18 protein-coding genes and 1 pseudogene are annotated in these 19,133 nt (G+C 71.4%); 6 read left to right on the top strand and 13 right to left on the bottom strand.

The genetic code is table 11. From position 1 onward, the window contains the following. Nucleotides 1-8 precede the first annotated feature (8 nt). Both AB0J88_RS34520 and AB0J88_RS34515 read right to left on the bottom strand, forming a co-directional pair. Nucleotides 9-1,094: an epoxide hydrolase family protein gene (locus tag AB0J88_RS34520; protein ID WP_364349010.1), complete on the bottom strand. Its 1,086-nt coding sequence runs from the start codon at nt 1,092-1,094 to the stop codon at nt 9-11. 8 nt (nt 1,095-1,102) lie between these two features. Continuing rightward, nucleotides 1,103-1,894: a maleylpyruvate isomerase family mycothiol-dependent enzyme gene (locus AB0J88_RS34515; protein ID WP_364349012.1), complete on the bottom strand. Its 792-nt coding sequence runs from the start codon at nt 1,892-1,894 to the stop codon at nt 1,103-1,105. Between the two features lie 114 nt (nt 1,895-2,008). Between AB0J88_RS34515 and AB0J88_RS34510 the strand changes: the two genes are divergently transcribed. Then, nucleotides 2,009-2,416 carry a VOC family protein gene (locus AB0J88_RS34510; protein WP_364349015.1) on the top strand — a complete coding sequence of 136 codons (408 nt, stop codon included), beginning with the start codon at nt 2,009-2,011 and terminating at the stop codon, nt 2,414-2,416. Between the two features lie 88 nt (nt 2,417-2,504). Here AB0J88_RS34510 and AB0J88_RS34505 read toward each other — a convergent pair whose 3' ends face one another. After that, complete coding sequence (locus tag AB0J88_RS34505; RefSeq protein ID WP_364349018.1) at nt 2,505-3,602, bottom strand: glycosyltransferase; 1,098 nt, start codon at nt 3,600-3,602, stop codon at nt 2,505-2,507. Nucleotides 3,603-3,799: 197 nt separating this feature from the next. On the opposite strand from AB0J88_RS34505, the gene AB0J88_RS34500 reads away from it, so the two are divergent. The 4 genes from AB0J88_RS34500 to AB0J88_RS34485 are packed head-to-tail and all read left to right on the top strand — an operon-like array spanning nt 3,800 to nt 5,939. Beyond that, on the top strand, nt 3,800-4,357 hold the full coding sequence (locus AB0J88_RS34500) for a dihydrofolate reductase family protein (RefSeq protein WP_364349021.1): 558 nt from the start codon (nt 3,800-3,802) through the stop codon (nt 4,355-4,357). Beyond that, on the top strand, nt 4,354-5,082 hold the full coding sequence (locus tag AB0J88_RS34495; RefSeq protein WP_364349024.1) for a tyrosine-protein phosphatase: 729 nt from the start codon (nt 4,354-4,356) through the stop codon (nt 5,080-5,082). The genes AB0J88_RS34500 and AB0J88_RS34495 overlap by 4 nt, the downstream gene beginning before the upstream one ends. A gap of 10 nt (nt 5,083-5,092) precedes the next feature. Then, nucleotides 5,093-5,515: an RpiB/LacA/LacB family sugar-phosphate isomerase gene (locus AB0J88_RS34490; protein WP_364349027.1), complete on the top strand. Its 423-nt coding sequence runs from the start codon at nt 5,093-5,095 to the stop codon at nt 5,513-5,515. Then, nucleotides 5,508-5,939 carry a GNAT family N-acetyltransferase gene (locus AB0J88_RS34485; RefSeq protein WP_364349030.1) on the top strand — a complete coding sequence of 144 codons (432 nt, stop codon included), beginning with the start codon at nt 5,508-5,510 and terminating at the stop codon, nt 5,937-5,939. Before AB0J88_RS34490 ends, AB0J88_RS34485 begins: the two co-directional genes overlap by 8 nt. Before the next feature lie 324 nt (nt 5,940-6,263). Here the strand turns inward: AB0J88_RS34485 and ptsP are convergent, their stop codons facing one another. The 10 genes from ptsP to AB0J88_RS34435 all read right to left on the bottom strand — a co-directional run bounded on the left by ptsP (nt 6,264) and on the right by AB0J88_RS34435 (nt 15,744). Next, the gene (ptsP, locus tag AB0J88_RS34480; protein ID WP_364349415.1) at nt 6,264-7,883 is read right to left on the bottom strand and encodes a phosphoenolpyruvate--protein phosphotransferase; all 1,620 of its coding nucleotides are present in this window, start codon (nt 7,881-7,883) and stop codon (nt 6,264-6,266) included. Between the two features lie 181 nt (nt 7,884-8,064). Next, the gene (locus tag AB0J88_RS34475) at nt 8,065-8,355 is read right to left on the bottom strand and encodes an HPr family phosphocarrier protein (RefSeq protein ID WP_364349033.1); all 291 of its coding nucleotides are present in this window, start codon (nt 8,353-8,355) and stop codon (nt 8,065-8,067) included. A gap of 14 nt (nt 8,356-8,369) precedes the next feature. Further along, entirely contained in the window at nt 8,370-9,404 is a 1,035-nt protein-coding gene (locus AB0J88_RS34470) for a zinc-dependent dehydrogenase (protein ID WP_364349036.1), read from the bottom strand. Further along, entirely contained in the window at nt 9,401-9,853 is a 453-nt protein-coding gene (locus tag AB0J88_RS34465; RefSeq protein WP_364349039.1) for a PTS sugar transporter subunit IIA, read from the bottom strand. The genes AB0J88_RS34470 and AB0J88_RS34465 overlap by 4 nt, the downstream gene beginning before the upstream one ends. Continuing rightward, nucleotides 9,846-10,154: a PTS lactose transporter subunit IIB gene (locus tag AB0J88_RS34460; protein ID WP_364349042.1), complete on the bottom strand. Its 309-nt coding sequence runs from the start codon at nt 10,152-10,154 to the stop codon at nt 9,846-9,848. The genes AB0J88_RS34465 and AB0J88_RS34460 overlap by 8 nt, the downstream gene beginning before the upstream one ends. A 57-nt stretch (nt 10,155-10,211) precedes the next feature. Further along, nucleotides 10,212-11,438 carry a PTS mannitol transporter subunit IICB gene (locus AB0J88_RS34455; protein ID WP_364349045.1) on the bottom strand — a complete coding sequence of 409 codons (1,227 nt, stop codon included), beginning with the start codon at nt 11,436-11,438 and terminating at the stop codon, nt 10,212-10,214. Between the two features lie 34 nt (nt 11,439-11,472). Next, nucleotides 11,473-12,744 carry a 1-phosphofructokinase family hexose kinase gene (locus tag AB0J88_RS34450; protein WP_364349048.1) on the bottom strand — a complete coding sequence of 424 codons (1,272 nt, stop codon included), beginning with the start codon at nt 12,742-12,744 and terminating at the stop codon, nt 11,473-11,475. Continuing rightward, complete coding sequence (locus tag AB0J88_RS34445) at nt 12,741-13,502, bottom strand: DeoR/GlpR family DNA-binding transcription regulator (protein WP_364349051.1); 762 nt, start codon at nt 13,500-13,502, stop codon at nt 12,741-12,743. The genes AB0J88_RS34450 and AB0J88_RS34445 overlap by 4 nt, the downstream gene beginning before the upstream one ends. 114 nt (nt 13,503-13,616) lie before the next feature. After that, a complete protein-coding gene (locus AB0J88_RS34440; protein WP_364349054.1) occupies nt 13,617-14,435 on the bottom strand; it encodes a helix-turn-helix transcriptional regulator in 819 nt (272 codons plus the stop codon). A 61-nt stretch (nt 14,436-14,496) separates the two neighbouring features. After that, nucleotides 14,497-15,744 (bottom strand): GGDEF domain-containing phosphodiesterase, encoded by a 1,248-nt coding sequence (locus AB0J88_RS34435; RefSeq protein WP_364349057.1) that lies wholly within the window; start codon nt 15,742-15,744, stop codon nt 14,497-14,499. A 266-nt stretch (nt 15,745-16,010) separates the two neighbouring features. Here AB0J88_RS34435 and uvrA point away from each other — a divergent pair. Then, nucleotides 16,011-18,932: pseudogene (gene uvrA, locus AB0J88_RS34430) on the top strand (excinuclease ABC subunit UvrA); the annotation flags it as partial. Between the last annotated feature and the right edge of the window lie 201 nt (nt 18,933-19,133).

The following is a 19,133-nucleotide window of genomic DNA, read 5'->3' as shown; positions in this document are numbered from 1 at the left end:
GCCTGGAGTTAACCTGCCGTCCATATCGTTAGCTCGTCCACGAACAGGGCCGGTTGCTCCCAGGCTCCGAAGTGGCCGCCGCGGGGCGGTTCGCCCCAATGGACGATGTTCGGGAACCGGCGCTCGGCCCAGCGGCGGGACGGGCGTGGCACCTCCTTCGGGAAGACGGTGCAGGCGGTCGGCACGCGTACCGTGTCGGTGGTCTCTTCCGTGAACCAGCGCGAGACCTCGGCGATGCTCTCCCGGTAGAGGCGGGCCGACGACGTGGCCGTGCGGGTCAGCCAGTACAGCGTGATGTTGTCGAGGACCTGGTCGTCCGTGAGCACCGCGGACAGGTCGCCGTCGTGGTCCGACCACGACCAGATCTTCTCGACGATCCACGCGCAGAGGCCGGCGGGGGAGTCCACGAGGGAGTAGCCCAGGGTCTGCGGCCGCGTGGCGTGCATGACGGAGTAGCCGTCGCGTCCCGGCCTGTCCAGGTCATCGAGGGCTTTCGCCTCGTCCGCCGTCAGGTCCGTGCGGATCGGAGCCACCAGCGGGGGTACGAGGTGGATGCCCAGCAGGCGCTCCGGCGCCTGCATCGCCAGGCTGGTCGAGATGCTGGTGCCCCAGTCGCTGCCCGCCGCGATGAACCGGTCGTAGCCGAGCGCGGTCATCAGGTCCGCCCAGGCTCGGGCGATGCGGTGGATGTCCCAGCCCTGCTCGGTGGGCGTGCCGCTGAAGCCGTAGCCGGGCAGCGACGGCACCACCACGTCGAAGCCGGCCCCGGTCAGGGGCTCGAGCACGGCCTCGTACTCGAAGAATGATCCTGGCCAGCCGTGGGTCACGAGCAGCGGGAGGCCGCCTCGGTTGGGTGCGCGCAGCGCGTGGATCCCCAGGCCGTCGACGGTAACCGTTACCTGCGGGATCTGGTTGATCCGGTCCTCGGTGGCGCGCCAGTCGTAGCCGTCGGCCCAGTATTCGGTGAGGCTTCTCAGGTATTCCAGGGGTACGCCCTGCGCCCACGCGTCTTCGTCCGGCGGCGCCGGCTCCGGCCATCGGGTGGCGTGGAGCCGGCGGCGCACGTCGTCTAACGCTGCCTGGGGTTGGCGCACTGGCGCACTCAGAAGCCCGGGAAGACCCGGCGCAGGTCGTCGAGGCTGAGCGGGCCGTCGAGCTTGACCGATGCCGGCGTGAACTCGGGCTTGAGCCGGCCGGTGACCAGCCGCAGCCAGGTCTCGGCGGGCAGCCGCAGCGTGCCGTCGGGGTCGGTCGGGGTCGCGGCCAAAGCGATCTCGGGGCCGAGGGTCAGACCGAACGTCTCGGGTACGTCGGTGATCTCGACGGCCAGCGTCGCGGTCCTGCCGTCGAGCTGCTCCGGCTTGGCGAGCCAGCCGAACATGTGCGCGGCCTGGCCGAGCAGCAGCTCCGCGGCGGCGGCGTCCACGGTGGCCGCCGGCTCGAAGGCGACCGCGACGTCCCACGCGTGCAGTGCGAACTCGTTGAGTCGCATGGTCCCGGCGGCTGCGACGTCGACCGGTGCCGGCATCCAGGCGTACGTGATCCGGACCGACTCGCGCTCCGCTTCGTCGAGTGCCTCGAAGCGCCTGACCAGCGCCTCGTTGGCGGTGACGACCCAGTCGGCGCGCTCCTGCCGGGTCGCGTTGTCCCACTTGGCCCAGACGCTCTTGTTGAAGTCGCCGTCGGGCGGGGTGCTGCCGGTGATCCCGGCCTCGAGAATCGCCAGGTTGATCTCCGCGCCGCTGCCCAGGTGGCTGAGCACCTGGGAGACGTCCCACTCACTGGCGCCGGAGGGCCGGGCGAGATCGTCAGCGGTGAACGCGGCGACCTTGGCTGTCAGGTCGTCGTGACCGGCGCGTAGCACCGCGATGACGCGGTCGGCTTGGGATGCCATCGAAAGTTCGCTCCAAACGGGAGGGGGGTTCGCGCCGAGCCTATGTCGGCTGTGGTGTGGCGAAAAATGTCACAGGTCACCGATAGCTTCACTTGCATCACCGACGAGAGGGGCATGGAGATGTTGCGGGGATTCGCGACGATCAACTACTGGACGGACGATTTGGCCGGGGCCGCCCGCTGGTATGCCGATGTATTGGGCGTCGAGCCCTACTTCGAAGTGCCGGGTGGCTACGTGGAGTTCCGCTTCGGTGACTATCAGCAGGAGCTGGGGCTGGTCTCTCGTGCGTACGCACCGGACGGGGTGCCGACCGGCGCGGGGGGTGTGGTCGCCTACTGGCACGTCGACGACATCGATGCCGCTCTGGCGCGGTTGACCGAGCTCGGTGCCACGGTGCGGGAGCAGCCACGCGACCGGGGCAAGGGCTTCATCACCGCCACGGTCACGGACCCCTTCGACAACATCCTGGGAATCATGTTCAACCCCCACTACCGGGAAGTCCTAGCCGGCCGTAATCAGTAGCGATTTCGATTTGTTGAGCGGCAGTCTGCTTGACATGACGCCTACCACGATCGAGCCGGACGGCCCGCTGCGAGATCGGCGGGAATGGTCAGGCGAACTTGGCGAAGACCGTCGCCGCGATCTCGGCGGGTGCGGGCATCGCGGCGATCTCCGTGGCCACCTCGGCCGAGGCGGCGCGCAGCGAGGAGTCGTCAACCAGGCGGCGCAGGGCGTCGGCGTCGATCCGCTTCGTCGGCACGGCGAGCCCGGCCCCGCGGGCGGCGACCAGCTGGGCGTTGTGGGCGCGGTCACCGGGTCCGGGCGTGACGAGCTGCGGCACACCGGCGGCCAGCGCCGCGAAGATGGTGCCGGCGCCGCCGTGGTGCACGATCGCGCTGGCCGTTTCCAGCGCCTCGGGGAGCGGTGCCCAGCCGACCGCCCGGACGTTGGGCGGCAGGGTCCGGCCGGCGAGCCGGTCGGCGGCGCGGATCAACACGAACTCGGCGTCGACGGACGGCGCGAGCCGCACGATCCGGTCGAGCACCGCGGTCGACCCCGGGCCGGCGATGGTGCTGTGGCTGACCAGGATCCGGGGACGACTCCCCGGCTCGCGCAGGGAGGACGGGAGGGTGGCGCCGCCTCCGTAGCCGACCGGTCGCATGGGCTGGCCGCTCGCGCCGGGCACCAGGCTGTCGGGGCTGATCCTGAGCACCGCGGCGCTGGCCGGCACGTCGACCCGCGGCCGCATCTTCGCGGTGGTCACCGCGAGCAGCAGCGCGTCGTCGAAAAGCGTGTTGCCGTGCAGCACCGCCGGCACGTCGTGGCGCCCGGCGGCGACGGCGCCCGCGCCGGCCAGCGGCTCGTGGACGACCACGTCCGGGCGCCAGCGCCCGACGAGCTCGGTGGTTGCGCCGACGAACCGGTCGTTGACCGCACCGAAGATGTGCCCGACCGCGTCGGTCCCGGCCCGGCCGGCGAGCTCGCGTACCAACAGCTTCGGCCGGCTCAACATGGTGCCCAGCGCGATCCGCCCGAAGTTGAACGGCCCGACCACGTCCTCGACCGGAAAACCGGCCGGCGGTCTGGTCGCGGCGTCGCCCCCGGAGGCGACGAGCACGTCGTGCCCTGCGGCGCGCAGCGCCTCGGCCAGGGGGATCATCGGGTAGAGGTGACCGATCAGCGGGGCTGCGACGAACAGGATCCGCACGGGTGGTCCTCATCTCTTCGACCTTGCCGCGTTCCAGCTCGACCCTAGCCCGCGATGGCACGGACGGCCGCCGACCAACACGACGCGACGACCACGAGACCCGACCGCTAAGAGCTGCACCACCCGCGGCCAACATCACGAGGCCAGCGGCCCGCAGAGCCGATCTGACCACCATCCCCGCTGGTAGGTTCGAGGTCATGGCCAAGGTGATCTTCGGTATGACCGTGTCGGTCGACGGCTACGTCGAGGACGCCGACGGCAGCGCCGGCGCGCTCTATCCGGACCTGGCCGAGCTTCGGCCGACCCATTACATGACCGAGATGATCGACGAGACGGGCGCGGTCCTGATGGGTCGCCGGACGTTCGCGATGGGCGAGCCCGACGGCTACGCCGGCACGTACGAGTTCCAGGTCCCGATCTTCGTCGTCACCCACGAGCCGCCGGCCACTCATCCCCACGAGGGCGGCGGGCTGACCTTCACCTTCGTCACGGACGGCGTGGAAGCGGCGGTCGTCAAGGCCAAGGCAGCGGCCGGCGACCGCGACGTCACCGTGGTCGGCGGCGTCGACCTGGGCCACCAGCTCCTCACCAAAGGCCTGGTCGACGAGCTGCGCCTGGACGTGATGCCGGTGTTCCTCGGCGGCGGCCGCCGCCTCTTCGAGCCCGACGCCGACCTCGCCACGCTCGGCCTGCGGACGACCCGAGTGGTCGAGGTCGGCGTGCGTACCTCCCTGCGTTTCTCGGTCTCCCGTTGAGGCACATCGCCTTCGACCGGCTGCACAACTTCCGCGACGTCGGCGGCTATTCCACATCGGACGGCAGCACCGTGCGCTGGGGCAGGCTCTACCGGTCCGACGGCCTGGGCAAGCTCGCCGGCGCCGACTGGGTGAAGTTCCAGACGCTCGGCGTACGCACGGTGATCGACCTCCGCTACCCGGAAGAGGTGGCCCGCCGCGGCCGGGTGCCCGAGTACGACGGCCTGGCCTACTACAACCTCTCCATCGAGCACCGCCCCTGCCGGCAGGCGACCGTGGCGCCCGACGTCGAGCCGGTCCGCTTCCTGGCCGACCGCAACGCCGAGGTGCTCTCCGACGGCACGACAGAGATCAGCCAGGCACTGGCGGTGATAGCCGCCGCGGGCAGCGCCCCGGTCGTCATCCACTGCGCGGCCGGCAAGGACCGCACCGGACTCCTGGCCGCCCTGGTCCTTCGCCTGGTAGGCGTGAGCGACGACGACATCATCGCCGACTACGCGCTCACGGAGCTGGCGGCCGCGAAGTTCATCGCCGACTGGCAGGCCAACCCGGCCAACCCGGCGATCACCTGGCCGGGTTACGGCCTGGCCCCGGCGGACGCGATGCGGCTGACGCTGAAGGAGCTGGCGGCCACCTACGGATCGGTGCTCGACTATGCCCGCGAGCACCTCGGCGTCGACGAAGCCCTGCTGGCCGGGCTGAGGGCCACCCTGCTCGACCCGTAGGCTGGGCATCATGAGGGTGGCGTACGGAGCGGACGACGCGAACGAGACCACACGAGCCGTGCAACAGGCCCTCGAAGACCGGGGCATCGAGGTAGTCGACGTGACCGGCGACCGCCAGTGGCCGGACATCGGCGCCGCGGTGGGCCAGGCGGTCACCGACGGCACCGCCGACCTGGGCGTGGTCCTCTGCTGGACCGGCACGGGCACGGCGATCGCCGCGAACAAAGTAACGGGAATACGCGCCGCCCTCGCCTGGGACCCGTGGATCGCCTCGGGCGCGCGGAAGTGGAACGACGCGAACGTGCTGGCGATGAGCCTCAAACGCCTCGCCCCGGACGTGGCCGTCGAGGTGCTCACCGCGTTCCTCGACACCCCGGGTCCGGACCCCGACGAGAGCGCCAACATCGCCCGGCTGGGTGCGCTGGATGACTGAGCTACGCCGCGCGACCCCGAAAGACCTGGCCGCGATCCTGGCCGACCTCCCCGCGTACTGGGGCGACCGCGACGTCCGCCACCTTCACCACCCGATGTTCGTCCGCGAGTTCGGCGACACAGCCTTCGTCGCCGGCGACGTCGACGGCTACCTGTTCGGCTTCGTGGCCCCGGCCCACGTCGGCTACATCCACGCGGTCGCGGTGCACGAACGCAGCCGCGGCACGGGCCTGGGCCGCCACCTGCACACAGCCTTCGCGGCAGCAGCCCGAGCCCGCGGCGCCACCCGCCTCAAAGCCATCACGGGCCCGGCCAACGCGGAGTCGATCACCTTCCACGAACGCCTCGGCTTCACCGCGTGCCTGACCCCTGACTACAGCGGCCCCGGCCAACACAGGATCGTCCTGACCCGCGACCTGATCTGAACCGCTCAAGCAAGCGGTCCCGGGTCCGTCGGGGGCACGACCGTCGCTCCCGCCGGAGACCGCTCCGCTTCGCTCCGCTGCCATGCCCGTCGCGGGGCGCGGCCAGAGAAGGGAAGGGCCAAACCGCCACCCCAGCGACCGGGCGCGTCGAGGCCAGGCTTCCAGGGTGGCGGCGAACGGCCGTCGGCGTCGGGGCTTGGACCGCCAGGTGCCGGCGGCGGCCGGATTCCCCTCCGCCGGGGCGTAGCCGTGGTGGCCGTGAGATCGAGGTGCCGGTGGCGGCCGGTTCTGGTCGCGCGAGGACCGGCCACCATTTCTACGGCGTCAGAGCGCCACGGCGCGGGCCGAGGTCGGGTCTTCGGTGGCAAGGACCGCGGTGGCCAGGCGTTCGCAGTCCGCTTTCGTGTGTGCGGCCAGCGCGTCGCGTACCGCCGGGATCGCTCGGGCCGGCATCGACAGGCTGCTGATTCCCAGGCCGGCGAACACCGGCGCCAGTCCCGGATCGGCTGCCGCCTCGCCGCAGATGCCGACCGGCTTGCCTGCCGCGCGGCCGGCGTGGGCGCACGTCGCGATCAGGTCCAGCAGTGCCGGCTGCCACGGGTCCAGCAGTTCCGCGAGGTCACCGCACATGCGGTCGGCGGCGAACGCGTACTGGCTCAGGTCGTTGGTCCCGATCGACACGAAGTCGACCTCGCGCAGCAGCGCGCGGATCCGGAGGGCCGCCGCCGGGATCTCGACCATCACCCCGGCGGACGCCAGGCCCGCGGCGCGCGCTCGGGTCACGAAGTCGCGGGCTTCGGCCGGGGTCGCGATCATGGGTGCCATCACCCAGGCCGTCGCGCCGGTCCGGGCGGCGGCGGCCGCGATAGCCGCGAGTTGGCCGTCCAGGAGAGCCGGGTCGCGGCGGGCCAGGCGCACCCCGCGTACCCCTAACGCCGGGTTCGGCTCGCCGGTCTGCTCCAGGAAGGGCAGCGGTTTGTCGGCACCCGCGTCCAGAGTGCGCACGACCACCTTGCGTCCGCCCAGGGCGTCGAACACGGCCGCGTACGCCTCGACCTGCTCGTCATGTCCCGGCGCCTTCTCGCGGTCGAGGTAGAGCAGCTCCGTGCGGAACAGCCCGACCCCCTCGGCGCCGACCACCGGGTCGGCCGCCGAACCTACGTTGGCCAGCAGCTCGACCGCCCAGCCGTCGGCGGTGCGACCCGGACCCGTCGACGCGGCGGCGCGGGCACGGCGGTCCTGCTCGCGCCTGCGGGTGTCGGCGACCGTAGCCTCGTCGACCCCCACCCGCACCGCACCCGCGGCGCCGTCGACGGCCACCACCATGCCGTCGCGAAGGCCGACCGCCCCGCCGCAGCGGACCACGGCCGGTATGCCCAGCGACCGGGCCAGGATCGCGGTGTGGCTGGTCGGCCCGCCCGCCTCGGTGACCAGCGCCAGCACGAGCTCAGGATCGAGGCCGGCGGTGTCGGCAGGGGCGAGGTCTGTCGCGACCAGCACGAACGGGTACCCGGGCGACGGGATGCCCGGCATCGGCTCCCCGCTCGACACCGCCACCGCGCGGTCGCGAAGGTCGTCCAGGTCCGCGACCCGCTCGGCCAGGTAGCCGCCGGCCTCCAGGAAAGCCTGCCGGTGCACGGCGAACGCGGCATCGATCGCGTGGGGCGCGTCGGAGCCGGCGCGGATCGCGTCGGCCACCGCCTCGTCGAGCACCGGGTCCTTGGCCATCATCACCTGGGCGCGGAGGATCTCGGCGGCGGTGGCGTCACGGGTGGCGTCCGCGCGGCGGCCGAGCTCGGCCGCTACCGCCGCCAGCGCCGCGGCCGCGCCGGCCAGCTCGGCCTCCACATCGGAGACGGTGCGGGGTGCGGGCATCTTCGGGGCTGCGCCGGCCCTGCACACCGGACCCGCCGCGAACCCGGGGGAGACCCCGATGCCCCGCATCGGCTCCGCGCTGGGCTCGCGTGGAGCGGTCACGCCAACCGATTGGCCGTCGGCCCGGTCCGCCGGCTGCGGCGCACTGGACGGCTGCCGAACCAGTCCGCCCGCCGGCCCGCCGGCAGGCGGCCCACCCCGTCCGCCCACAGGCGGCGCGCTCGGGCCACCCGCCGGCGGCCCGACCGCCTCACCCATCGGATCCACCACCCTCGTCCGCGTCCAGGTCGCGGGCCAGCAGCGTGGCCAGGTCGTCCAGGACGGCGTCGGCGCCGTCGCCCTCGGCCGAGATGGTCACGGCCGTCCCGCATTTGGCGCCGAGGGACAGGACCGAGAGCATGCTGTTGGCGGGTACGGGCTTGCGGCCCTCGACATTGATCTTCACCGGCAGGGGTGCGGCGCCGGCGGCGGCTACGAACAGGGCCGCCGGGCGGGCGTGCAGGCCCGTGCGCGAGCCGACGGTCACGGTGCGGGACGGCATAGCGTTCAACCCCCTCAGGGCTCGATGGTGACCTTGATGGCTTCGCCGCGCGCGACGATGTCGAAGGCGTCCAGCGCCGCCGCGACGGGCAGGCGGTGGGTGATCAGGTCGGCTACCGGCACCGCACCCGACGCGATCAGGTCCAGTGCCTGCTTGTTGTGCGCCGGGCTGGACCCGTTGGCGCCGACGATCGTCAGCTCCTGGTAGTGCACCAGGTTGCTGTCCACCCTGATCACCGGGTCGTCCTTGGGCAGCCCGCCGAAGAAGCTGATCCGGGCCTGCCGGGCGCAGAGCGCGAACGCCTGCTCCTGCGCCGCCTTGGAGGCGGCGGCGGTGATCACGACGTCGGCGCCACGGCCGTCGGTCAGCTTGCGTACCTCGTCGACCACGTCCGTGTCGGCACCGCAGATCGCGAAGTCCGGCTGGACCCGTTCGGCCGACAGCGCCAGCCGCTCCCGGTTGAGGTCGACCAGGAACACCCGCGCGGCGCCCCGCGCCCGGGCCAGCCGCACGTGCAGGCAGCCGATCGGCCCCGCGCCCATCACCACGACGTCGTCACCCTCACCGACCCGGGCCAGCGTCTGCCCGTTGAGGACACACGCCAGGGGCTCGGCGACGGACGCTTCCGCGTACCCGATGCCCGAAGGGATCCGGTTGAGGCCGTCGACGGCGAGGACCTTCGCGGGTACGAGCATCAGCTCCGCGAAACCCCCGTCGTAGTGGTAGCCCATCGACTCCTGGTTGGGGCACACCGTCATACGACCGCGCCGGCACTCGCCGCACTGTCCACAGGGGATGGCGGCGATCACCTGCACCCGGTCGCCGGCCCGCCACCCGGTGTCGCCACCGTCGACCACCTCACCGGCGATCTCGTGGCCCATCACCCGGGGTGGCCGGATGTGGTGGTGCCCGAACTTGAAGATCTTGACGTCGGTGCCGCACGTCGAGCAGTTGTGCACCCGGATCAGCACGTCGCCGCCGGTGCGCGTGGGTTCGGGAGCGTCCTCGATGCGTACGTCGCCGGGCGCGTGGAAGCGCACGACCTTCATGCGGTCTCCTCGATCGGGGTCAACAGGTCGTAGACCGTGGCCTGGTCGGTGGCCGCACGCAGCGCCGCGGCCCGGTCCGGGTCGAGCAGGATCTGGGCGAGCTCGCCGAGCACCTCGACATGGCCGTCGCCCCGCGCCGCGATCGCGACGCACACGGTCACCGGCTGGCCGCCCCAGTCGACGCCGTCGGGGAAGCGCAGCACGGCCAGGGCGTCACGCAGCACCGTCTCCTTGCCGGCCAGGGTGCCGTGCGGGATGGCCACACCCTCGCCGACGTACGTCGAGACGGACTGCTCGCGTTCGAGCATGGCGGACACGTACGCGGGAGCGACCGCGCCCACCTCGACCAGCACCTCGCCGCAGCGGCGGATGGCCGCGTCCCGGTCGGCGGCGGTCTCGGCGAGCCGGATGGCGGCCGGGTCGAGCAGCGCGCCGAGGCCCTCAGCCATTGAGCTCGCCGCCGGACTCGACGGCCTTCACCAGCCGCGTCACCGCCGGGTCGCCGATGAACACCTGCACCGGCACGATCACCTTGTCAGGCGCGCTGCCGCGGGCGCGGTCGGCGAGTCCGGCGTGGCAGACCACGACGTCGGCGTCGGCGGGGATCGAGTTGACCGGGGTGTGCTCGACGGTGACCTGGTGCTTCTTGAGCTGGCGCCGGAGCTGGCTGGCGAGCATGACGCTGCTGCCCATGCCGGCGTCGCAGGCCACGACGACCTTCTGGATGTCGCTGCCCTTGATGTTGGCCATGACGATGCCTCTCGGGGGTGGGGGAGGGACCCTTGCGGGAGGGTCCCTCCCCGAGGGTCAGGGGGTGCGTTGTTCGGGGACGTTGCCGGCGATCGCGGGCTCGCGGGCCGGTTCGGGCTGGGTGCCGGGCTGTGGATCGGCATCCGGGGGTACGGCGGCAGCGTCGCCATCCGCGGTGGTCGGGTCTTCCTTGGGTTCGAGGCGGCCGAAGCCGAGCAGCGCCGCGGCGACCGCGAACGTCACGCCGGCGGCGATCGCGATGCCGAGCAACATGGGCACGTAACCGCCGCGCGGCGTCACCGCGAAGTAGGCGAAGATGCTGCCCGGCGACGGCGTAGCGGTCAGCCCGGCACCGGTGACCATGAAGGTGCCGACGCCGGCCGCGCCACCAGCGATCATGGCGATGATCAGGCGGGGCTTCATCAGCACGTACGGGAAGTAGATCTCGTGAATGCCGCCGAGGAACTGAATGATCATGGCGGCCGGCGTGGTGGCGCGCAGGTTGCGCGGGCCGAAGAAGAAGAACGCGAGCAGCAGACCGAGGCCCGGCCCCGGGTTCGACTCGATCATGAACAGGATGGACTTGCCGGTCTCAGCGGCCTCGGCCACGCCGAGCGGACCGAACACACCGTGGTTGATGGCGTTGTTGAGGAACAACACCTTGGCCGGCTCGACCAGCACGGACGCCAACGGGAGCAGGTTGCGGTCGACCAGCCAGTTGACGGCGTCGCCGGCCCCGTTGGTGACGGTACGCATGACGGGGCCGATGGCCCAGGCACCGAGCAGCGCCATCCCGCCGCCGATGATGCCGGCGGAGAAGTTGTTGACGAGCATCTCGAAGCCGGGCCGGATCCGGTCCTCGACCAGCGCGTCGAACCGCTTGAGCAACCAGGCGGTGGCCGGGCCGATAATCATGGCGCCGAGGAACATCGGCGAGGCGTTCTCGAGCTCGGTGCCCATCACGGCACCGGCGCCGACGGCCACGCCGACGGTAGCGACGGCACCGACCACGGCCCCGCGCTGCCCGTGTACGAGCCGGCCGCCGGTGTAGCCGATCAGAATGGGCAACAGGAAGAAGATCATGGGGTTGACCAGCTGACCGAAGTCGTCGTTCGGTATCCAGCCGGTGGGGATGAACAGAGCGGTAATAAGGCCCCAGGCGATGAACGCACCGATATTCGGCATGATCATCGCGGCCAGATTGCCGCCGAACCGCTGCACGGTGGCACGGAATCCGGTGCCCTGCACCGCCGGCGTGTAGCCGGTTTCCTCGGTCGTTGTCACCGAACGCTCCCTTCGGGGGTAGGGGAGGGGTCCGTCAGCCTCGCGAAGCCAGGCTCCGGACGAGATCGGAATCGGGATGGATCACAACAGCGTCCCGCCGCAGATCAGCGGGACACGGCATGCGGCTACCGGGCAGACTGACCGCCGCCGCACCCCAGGCCAGCCCTTCAGCCAGGGCAGCCACCAACTCAGGCCGCCGAGCACCGCCCCGGCCGCTACCGCCCACGGACGCGGAGTCCGCGTCATCGTCGGTTGCGAGAACGCTGGCGTTGTCCCCGGTTGAGGATGGACCGACGTTGTCGGTCGTCTCGCCCGCACCGGCGTTGTGGGCTGTTGCGGCAACGCCGGCGTTGGCCGCGGTGAAGCCCAGGCCGGCGTTGCCGGCAGTCCCGCCCGCACCGGTGCCGCGGGTGGTCGGGTCTGCTGCGACGTTGCCGGTTGTTGCGGCAACGCCGTGACCGGTGAGCGAGCCCACGCCCGGCGAGGCCGTCGTCGCCGCAACGGCAGCCTCCGCGCGGCTCAAGGCAGCGAGGAAGCCCGCCAGCAGAGCGTCGCCGGCGCCGACTGTGCTGCGTGGGGAAGGCACCACCGCGGCGCCGCTGACGACGGTGTCGGCGGTTACCAGGATGGCGCCCTCGGCGCCCAGGCTGGCCAGGACCGTGCCCGCGCCCCAGGCGCGTACCCGGTCGGCGGCCGAGACCACGTCCGACCGGGACGGGATTGCGTGGCCGACTACTTCGGACAGTTCCTCGCGGTTGGGCTTGACCAGATGGGCACCGGCCTCCGCCGCCGCCCGCAAAGCCGGCCCACTCGTGTCGACCGCGAGCCGTACCCCCGCTGCGACGATCCGCCGGCACAGTCGGCCGAACGCCTCCGGAGTCACGCCCGGCGGGAGGCTGCCGCAGACCACGACCCACCCGGCCGTCCCGGCCGCGGCAAGCACCTGGCCCGTGACCGCGTCGAACTCGAGAGGCGACAGGACCGGACCCGGCTCGTTGACCTTCGTCACCGTGCCGTCGGGTTCGGCGAGGGTGATGTTCGAGCGGGTGTGGCCGCCGATCGGGACGGCGACCAGGTCGACGCCCTCCTCCGCCAGGAGGCGGACCAGTTGGGCACCCTCGTCGCCGCCGCACGGCAGGACCGCTCGGGACGCGACGCCGTTGGCCAGCAGCGCGCGGGAGACGTTGACGCCTTTCCCACCAGGGTCGAGGCGGCCCGAGCGAGCCCGGATCACGTCTCCCCGGGCCAGCGAGTCGATCTCGATCGCCCGGTCCAGGCTCGGGTTGAGGGTGACGGTGACGATCATGCGCGGACCACGCGTACGCCGGCCGCCTCGACGTCGACCGCCAGCTCGTCGTCGAGGCCGCTGTCGGTGATCAGCACGTCCAGGTCCGAGAGCGTGCCGAAGCGGGCCAGGTAGTCGTTGCCGATCTTCGTGTGGTCGGCCAGCAGCACCACCCGGCGGGCCGCGGCGATCATCGCCCGCTTGACCGTCGCCTCGGCCGGGTCGGGGGTGGTCAGGCCGCGTTCGACCGAGCAGCCGTTGGTGCCCATGAACGCGACGTCGACGTACATGTCGGCGAGCGGGCGCAGCGCCCAGTCGTCGACGGTGGCCAGGGTCTTGCCGCGGACCCGGCCACCCAGCAGCAACACGGTGAGGTTGGCCCGGGTGCCGAGCACCGTGGCCAGCACCGGCGAGTTGACCACGACGGACAGCTCGCGGTCGGTGGGCAGCGCCTGCGCCAGCCGGGCCGTGGTGCTGCCCGCGTCGAGGATCACCGCCCCCTCGTCGGGAAGCTCGGCCAGGGCCGCCTTCGCGATGCGCTCCTTCTCGGTGATCAGCACGGAGTCGCGGGCGGCGAGGGCCGGCTCGAATCCGATCCGCTCGACCGGGATCGCACCACCGTGGACGCGGCGGAGCACCCCCGCCCGCTCCAGGACCGTCAGGTCGCGGCGGACCGTCTCGGCGGTGACCTGGAGGTCTTCGGCCAGCGCGGTCACGTCGACCCGCCCCAGAGCACGGGCGAGCCGCAGGATCTCCTCTTGCCGCTCCTCCGCGTACATGTTGCTTTGCCTCCGTATCACTTTGTTTTGTTTCTGTTTACGCTTGAGTTTGTGGGAAGTCAAGACATGGAAATGCCCCGACCTGTGGTACGGCCGGGGCAGCGGGAAGGAGAGCTACGAGGCCGCGAGCGACCCGAGCAACGCGAGCGAGCGGGCCGACTCACTGCCCGGCTCCGCGTGGTAGAGACCGAGCACCAAGCCGTCGGTGCCGGCGATGGTCAGCTTCTCCGCGAACAGGTCGAGGTCGCCGACCTCCGGATGGTGCATCCGGCTGAACCGACCCTCGGGCCGGCGCACCTCGTGCCGTGCCCACAGCTCGCGGAACTCCTGGCTCTTCAACGAGAGCTCGCCGACCAGCGCGGCCAGCCGAGGGTCGTCGCCGTGTCCGGTCGCGTCGGCGCGCAGGCCGGCGACGACGTGGGCGACGGCTTCGGGCCAGTCACGATGGAAGGTACGCGCGGCGGGGTCGAGGAACACCTGGCGAAGCCGGTTGACGCCGGGGGTCAGGTTCGGGGTGAGCGCGACCGCCATCCGGTTGGCGGCCAGGACGTCGAGCCACGGTGTCTGGACGAACGCGGGACAGGTCTGTGCGTCCATGAAGTACCGGATGCTGTCGGGGACCGTGGGCGACGAAGGGCGGGCGGCCGTGCGCGAGGCCGGCTGGCTGAGACTGATCATGTACGCGGTCGCGTCGGCGTCGAGCCCGAGCACCCGGGCGAGGGCGTCGAGCACCTGGACGGACGGGTGCCGGTCACGGCCCTGCTCCAGGCGCAGGTAGTAGTCAGAGCTGATCCCGGCGAGCATCGCCACCTCTTCGCGACGCAGCCCGGGCACCCGCCGGACGCCGACACCGGGACGCAGGCCGACCTCGGCGGGCGTGATCCGCTCCCGGTGCGCCCGCAGGAAGTCGCCGAGCGCGTTGCTGGTCTCCACGCCATCGACGATAGGCGCGTCCTGGGAGCCCTGGGTGGTCCCGTCACACCCAGGCAGCAGGTCAGTTGGGAGAGACGATCGGGGTGGCGGGCCAGCGCAGGGCGCGCGACGCCGGTGCTGGACGACCGAGATGGAAGCCCTGCGCGTACGGCATGCCGAGCGCGGCGAGCGTCCGTACCTCCAGAGCACTCTCCACCCCCTCGGCGATGATGTCGGTGACTCCCGCACCGGCGGCGAGCAGGCGCACCGCCCGCACCACCGTCGGGTCCGGAAGTCCCGGCTCTTCGTCGTGGAGCAGCTCCCGCGAGATCTTGATGCCGTCGATCGGCAGGCGGCGGACGCTGGCCAGCGAGGAGAAACCGGTGCCGAAGTCGTCGACCAGCACGCGGATGCCGGCCTTGCGCAACTCGATCAGCTGAGCACGCGAGCGGGCCGAGGCCAGCAGCGCCGACTCGGTGACCTCGATGCGCAGCTCGTCCCCGGCGATGCCCTCCTCGTCGAGCGCCCGCAGCACCTGGCCGGCGAAGGCCTCGTCCTCGAGCTGCACGACACTCACGTTGACCGAGAGCCAGGTGTTGCGGTAGCCGCCGTAGCGCCGCTTGTCGCGCAGCGCCCGGCGGAGCACCCGCAGCCCGATGTCGCTGATCAGGCCGTTGCGCTCGGCGGCGGCGATGAACGCTTCCGGAGAGACCCAGCCGCGCTCCTGGTCGGGCCACCTCGCCAGCGCCTCGTGGCCGACGATCCGGCCGCCGTCGAGCGCGACGACGGGCTGGTAGTGCACGGTGAGGCGGTCGGCCTCGACAGCCCGCCGGAGGTCTATGTCGAGCGACACGCGCTGGAGGGCGTCGGCGTCCATCGGACTGCCGCAGATGGCGACGGCGCCCGGTGCGCGCCGGCCGGCGTCCTCCAGGGCGAGGCTGGCTCGGGAGAGCACGGTCTCGGCGTCGTCGCCCGGTCGGGCCTCGGCGCCACCGGCGCTGAGCTGCCCGTACACGGTCGGGGTCCAGCCGCTGCCCTGTTCGACCAGGTCGTGCAGCCGCTTCTCCAGCCCGTCGGGGCTGTCCAGCGCCAGCAGCATGTCGCCGTCGGGCAGCACCGACAGCACGTCGCCGGGCTCGAGGCGCGACCGGAGGCGCATGCCGATCCGTTCGAGGAGCTCGGTGGCCGCGGAGGTGCCGAGGGAGGTGCGGATCTCGCGATAGTCGTAGATCGCGAAACGGGCGACCGCGTACCCGGTCCCACGCTGGGCGAGCGTGGCAACATGATTACAGAGAGTAGCCGTCTCGACGGTCGTGCCTGGGACAGCCACGCGCGTCGTCAGGTCCGCTGTCACATTTCCCCCCGAGCACGTGGGGTCGCCCCAGCCGGCGGCCCTGCGCACTGTGATTACCGGACGCCCTACGGTACGTGATGGGTCGGGCAAATCGGGTACCCAAAATGACCGAAATCACCGGCCCCTGACATCTCCCCTGATTGGGGGAATGCCTCGGCTCCAAAAAGTGTCATACCCCGCGGCTAAAGTTGCCACGGCAGAGATTCTGCAGGTCTTCCATCATGTCAGGAGTGGGCTGGGCTGTGGCCGACCGACTGATCGTGCGCGGCGCGCGGGAGCACAACCTGCGCGACGTCAACCTGGATTTGCCCCGCGACGCCATGATCGTGTTCACCGGGCTGTCCGGATCCGGCAAGTCGAGCCTCGCGTTCGACACGATCTTCGCAGAGGGTCAGAGGCGTTACGTAGAGTCACTATCTTCGTACGCTCGGCAGTTCCTGGGCCAGATGGACAAGCCTGACGTCGACTTCATCGAGGGCCTCAGCCCGGCCGTCTCGATCGACCAGAAGTCGACCTCGCGCAACCCGCGCTCGACGGTCGGCACCATCACCGAGGTCTACGACTACCTCCGACTGCTCTACGCCCGCGTCGGCGAGCCGCACTGTCCGGTCTGTGGCGAGCCGATCGCCCGGCAGAGCCCGCAGCAGATCGTCGACCGGGTGCTCGCGATGCCCGAGGGCACCCGCTTTCAGGTGCTCGCGCCGGTGGTCCGCGGCCGCAAGGGCGAATACGTCGACCTCTTCGCCGAGCTCCAGTCCAAGGGCTTCGCGCGCGCCCGGGTCGACGGCGTGGTGCACCCGCTGACCGAGCCGCCCAAGCTCAAGAAGCAGGAGAAGCACACGATCGAGGTGGTCGTCGACCGGCTCGCGGTGAAGGCGTCGGCCAAGCAGCGCATGACCGACTCGATCGAGACCGCGCTGCGGTTGGCCGCCGGTGTCGTGCTGCTCGAGTTCGTCGACGAGCCCGACGACTCGCCGGCCCGCGAGCGCATCTTCTCCGAGCACCTGGCCTGCCCCAACGACCACCCGCTGGCGATCGAAGACCTCGAGCCCCGGGTGTTCTCGTTCAACTCGCCCTACGGCGCCTGCCCGGAGTGCACCGGCATCGGCACCAAGAAAGAGGTCGACCCCGAGCTGGTGGTCCCCGACCCGGAGCGCAGCCTGCGCGAGGGCGCGATCCAGCCGTGGTCGACCAGCCAGACGCTCGAATACTTCCTGCGGCTGCTCCAGGCGCTCGGCGACGCCGAGCACTTCGACCTCGACACGCCGTGGCGCGCGCTGTCCAACCGGGCGCAGAAGACGATCCTCTACGGCTCCAACGACCAGGTGCACGTGCGCTACCGCAACAAATACGGCCGCGAGCGCTCCTACTACACCGGCTTCGAGGGTGCGGTGCAGTGGATCGAGCGCCGGCACGGTGACACCGAGTCCGAGTGGTCGCGCGACAAATACGAAGGCTATATGCGCGACGTGCCGTGCTCGGTGTGTGGCGGCGCGCGGCTCAAGCCCGAGGTGCTCGCGGTCACGATCGACGGCAAGAACATCGCCGAGGTCACCGGCATGTCCGTCGGCGACTGCGCCGAGCTCCTCGGAGCCATGGTGCTCAACGACCGGCAGAAGCTGATCGCCGAGCGGGTGCTCAAGGAGATCAACGCCCGGTTGCGGTTCCTGGTCGACGTGGGCCTCGACTACCTCTCGCTCGACCGCCCGGCCGGCACGCTGTCCGGCGGCGAGGCGCAGCGCATCCGGCTGGCGACCCAGATCGGCTCGGGCCTGGTCGGCGTGCTCTACGTGCTCGACGAGCCGTCGATCGGCCTGCACCAGCGCGACAACCACCGGCTGATCGAGACGCTGGTCCGGCTCCGTCGCCTGGGCAACACGCTGATCGTGGTCGAGCACGACGAAGACACCATCCGCACGGCCGACTGGGTCGTCGACATCGGCCCAGGAGCGGGCGAGCACGGCGGCGAGATCGTCCACAGTGGGTCCTTCGACGACCTGCTGAAGAACGAGGAGTCGATCACCGGCGCCTACCTGTCCGGCCGCCGCCAGATACCGACCCCGATGATCCGCCGCCCGGCCACTCCCGGCCGCGAGCTGCTCGTCGTCGGCGCGCGCGAGCACAACCTCAAGAACCTGACGGTGCCGTTCCCGCTGGGCCAGTTCATCGCGGTCACCGGCGTCAGCGGCTCGGGCAAGTCGACGCTGGTCAACGACATCCTCTACACGGTGCTGGCCAACCAGCTCAACGGCGCGCGCCTCGTGCCGGGCCGCCACCTGCGGGTCACCGGCCTCGACGACCTCGACAAGGTGGTCGGCGTCGACCAGTCGCCGATCGGCCGCACGCCGCGCTCCAACCCCGCGACCTACACGGGCGTCTTCGACAACATCCGCAAGCTGTTCGCGGAGACCACCGAGGCGAAGGTCCGCGGCTACGGCCCGGGCCGGTTCTCCTTCAACGTCAAGGGCGGCCGCTGCGAGAACTGCGCGGGCGACGGCACGATCAAAATCGAGATGAACTTCCTCCCGGACGTGTACGTGCCGTGCGAGGTCTGCAAGGGCGCGCGCTACAACCGCGAGACGCTCGAGGTGCACTACAAGGGCCGCACGATCTCCGAGGTCCTGGAGATGCCGATCGAGGAGGCGTCAACCTTCTTCGAGGCGATCCCGGCGATCCACCGCCACCTGAAGACGCTCGTCGACGTGGGGCTCGGTTACGTCCGCCTGGGCCAGCCGGCCCCGACCCTCTCGGGCGGCGAGGCCCAGCGGGTCAAGCTGGCGTCGGAGCTCCAGAAGCGCTCGACCGGCCGCACGGTCTACGTCCTCGACGAGCCGACCACGGGCCTGCACTTCGAAGATATAAGGAAGCTGCTCAAGGTCCTGGAAAGCCTGGTCGACAAGGGCAACACGGTCATCGTCATCGAACACAACCTCGACGTCATCAAAACCGCCGACTGGATCATCGACATGGGCCCGTCCGGCGGCCACCGCGGCGGCCTGGTCCTGGCGGCCGGCACCCCGGAAGAGATCGCCGACGTCCCCGAGAGCGCGACGGGCCAGTTCCTGCGCCACACCCTGGAGCTGACCGGGCCGGCCAAGGGCTCGGAGAAGGCGACCGCCCGAGCGGCGAAGGCCAACGGCGCCAACGGCCGGTCCGCCGGTTCGGCGGCCGCCAGCGCCAGGGCGGACGCCGCGCCGCCGGGCAACGGCAAGGCTGGCAACGGCGAGGCCGCCGCGGGCAATGGCAAGGCCGCCGCGGGCAATGGCCGGTCCGCGGACCCGAAGCCCGCGACGGCGGCCAAGGCCACCGCGGCGAAGGCCACCGCGGCGAAGGCGACCAAGACCGCCGCCGCCAAGGCCACGACA

Origin of the sequence: Asanoa sp. NPDC049475 (assembly GCF_040676915.1) — a bacterium.
Taxonomy (GTDB): domain Bacteria; phylum Actinomycetota; class Actinomycetes; order Mycobacteriales; family Micromonosporaceae; genus Asanoa.
Note: the sequence above shows the minus strand (reverse complement) of the source record. Positions and strands in the feature narration are given on the sequence as shown.

Bases quoted from the DNA above. Each gene is read 5' to 3' on its own strand.
- AB0J88_RS34460 (WP_364349042.1), bottom strand. From the start codon at position 10,154: ATGGCCAACATCAAGGGCAGCGACATCCAGAAGGTCGTCGTGGCCTGC.
- AB0J88_RS34470 (WP_364349036.1), bottom strand. From the start codon at position 9,404: ATGAAGGTCGTGCGCTTCCACGCGCCCGGCGACGTACGCATCGAGGAC.
- AB0J88_RS34510 (WP_364349015.1), top strand. From the start codon at position 2,009: ATGGAGATGTTGCGGGGATTCGCGACGATCAACTACTGGACGGACGAT.
- AB0J88_RS34490 (WP_364349027.1), top strand. From the start codon at position 5,093: ATGAGGGTGGCGTACGGAGCGGACGACGCGAACGAGACCACACGAGCC.
- AB0J88_RS34500 (WP_364349021.1), top strand. From the start codon at position 3,800: ATGGCCAAGGTGATCTTCGGTATGACCGTGTCGGTCGACGGCTACGTC.
- AB0J88_RS34450 (WP_364349048.1), bottom strand. From the start codon at position 12,744: ATGATCGTCACCGTCACCCTCAACCCGAGCCTGGACCGGGCGATCGAG.
- ptsP (WP_364349415.1), bottom strand. From the start codon at position 7,883: ATGCGGGGCATCGGGGTCTCCCCCGGGTTCGCGGCGGGTCCGGTGTGC.
- AB0J88_RS34515 (WP_364349012.1), bottom strand. From the start codon at position 1,894: ATGGCATCCCAAGCCGACCGCGTCATCGCGGTGCTACGCGCCGGTCAC.
- AB0J88_RS34475 (WP_364349033.1), bottom strand. From the start codon at position 8,355: ATGCCGTCCCGCACCGTGACCGTCGGCTCGCGCACGGGCCTGCACGCC.
- AB0J88_RS34465 (WP_364349039.1), bottom strand. From the start codon at position 9,853: ATGGCTGAGGGCCTCGGCGCGCTGCTCGACCCGGCCGCCATCCGGCTC.
- AB0J88_RS34445 (WP_364349051.1), bottom strand. From the start codon at position 13,502: ATGTACGCGGAGGAGCGGCAAGAGGAGATCCTGCGGCTCGCCCGTGCT.
- AB0J88_RS34485 (WP_364349030.1), top strand. From the start codon at position 5,508: ATGACTGAGCTACGCCGCGCGACCCCGAAAGACCTGGCCGCGATCCTG.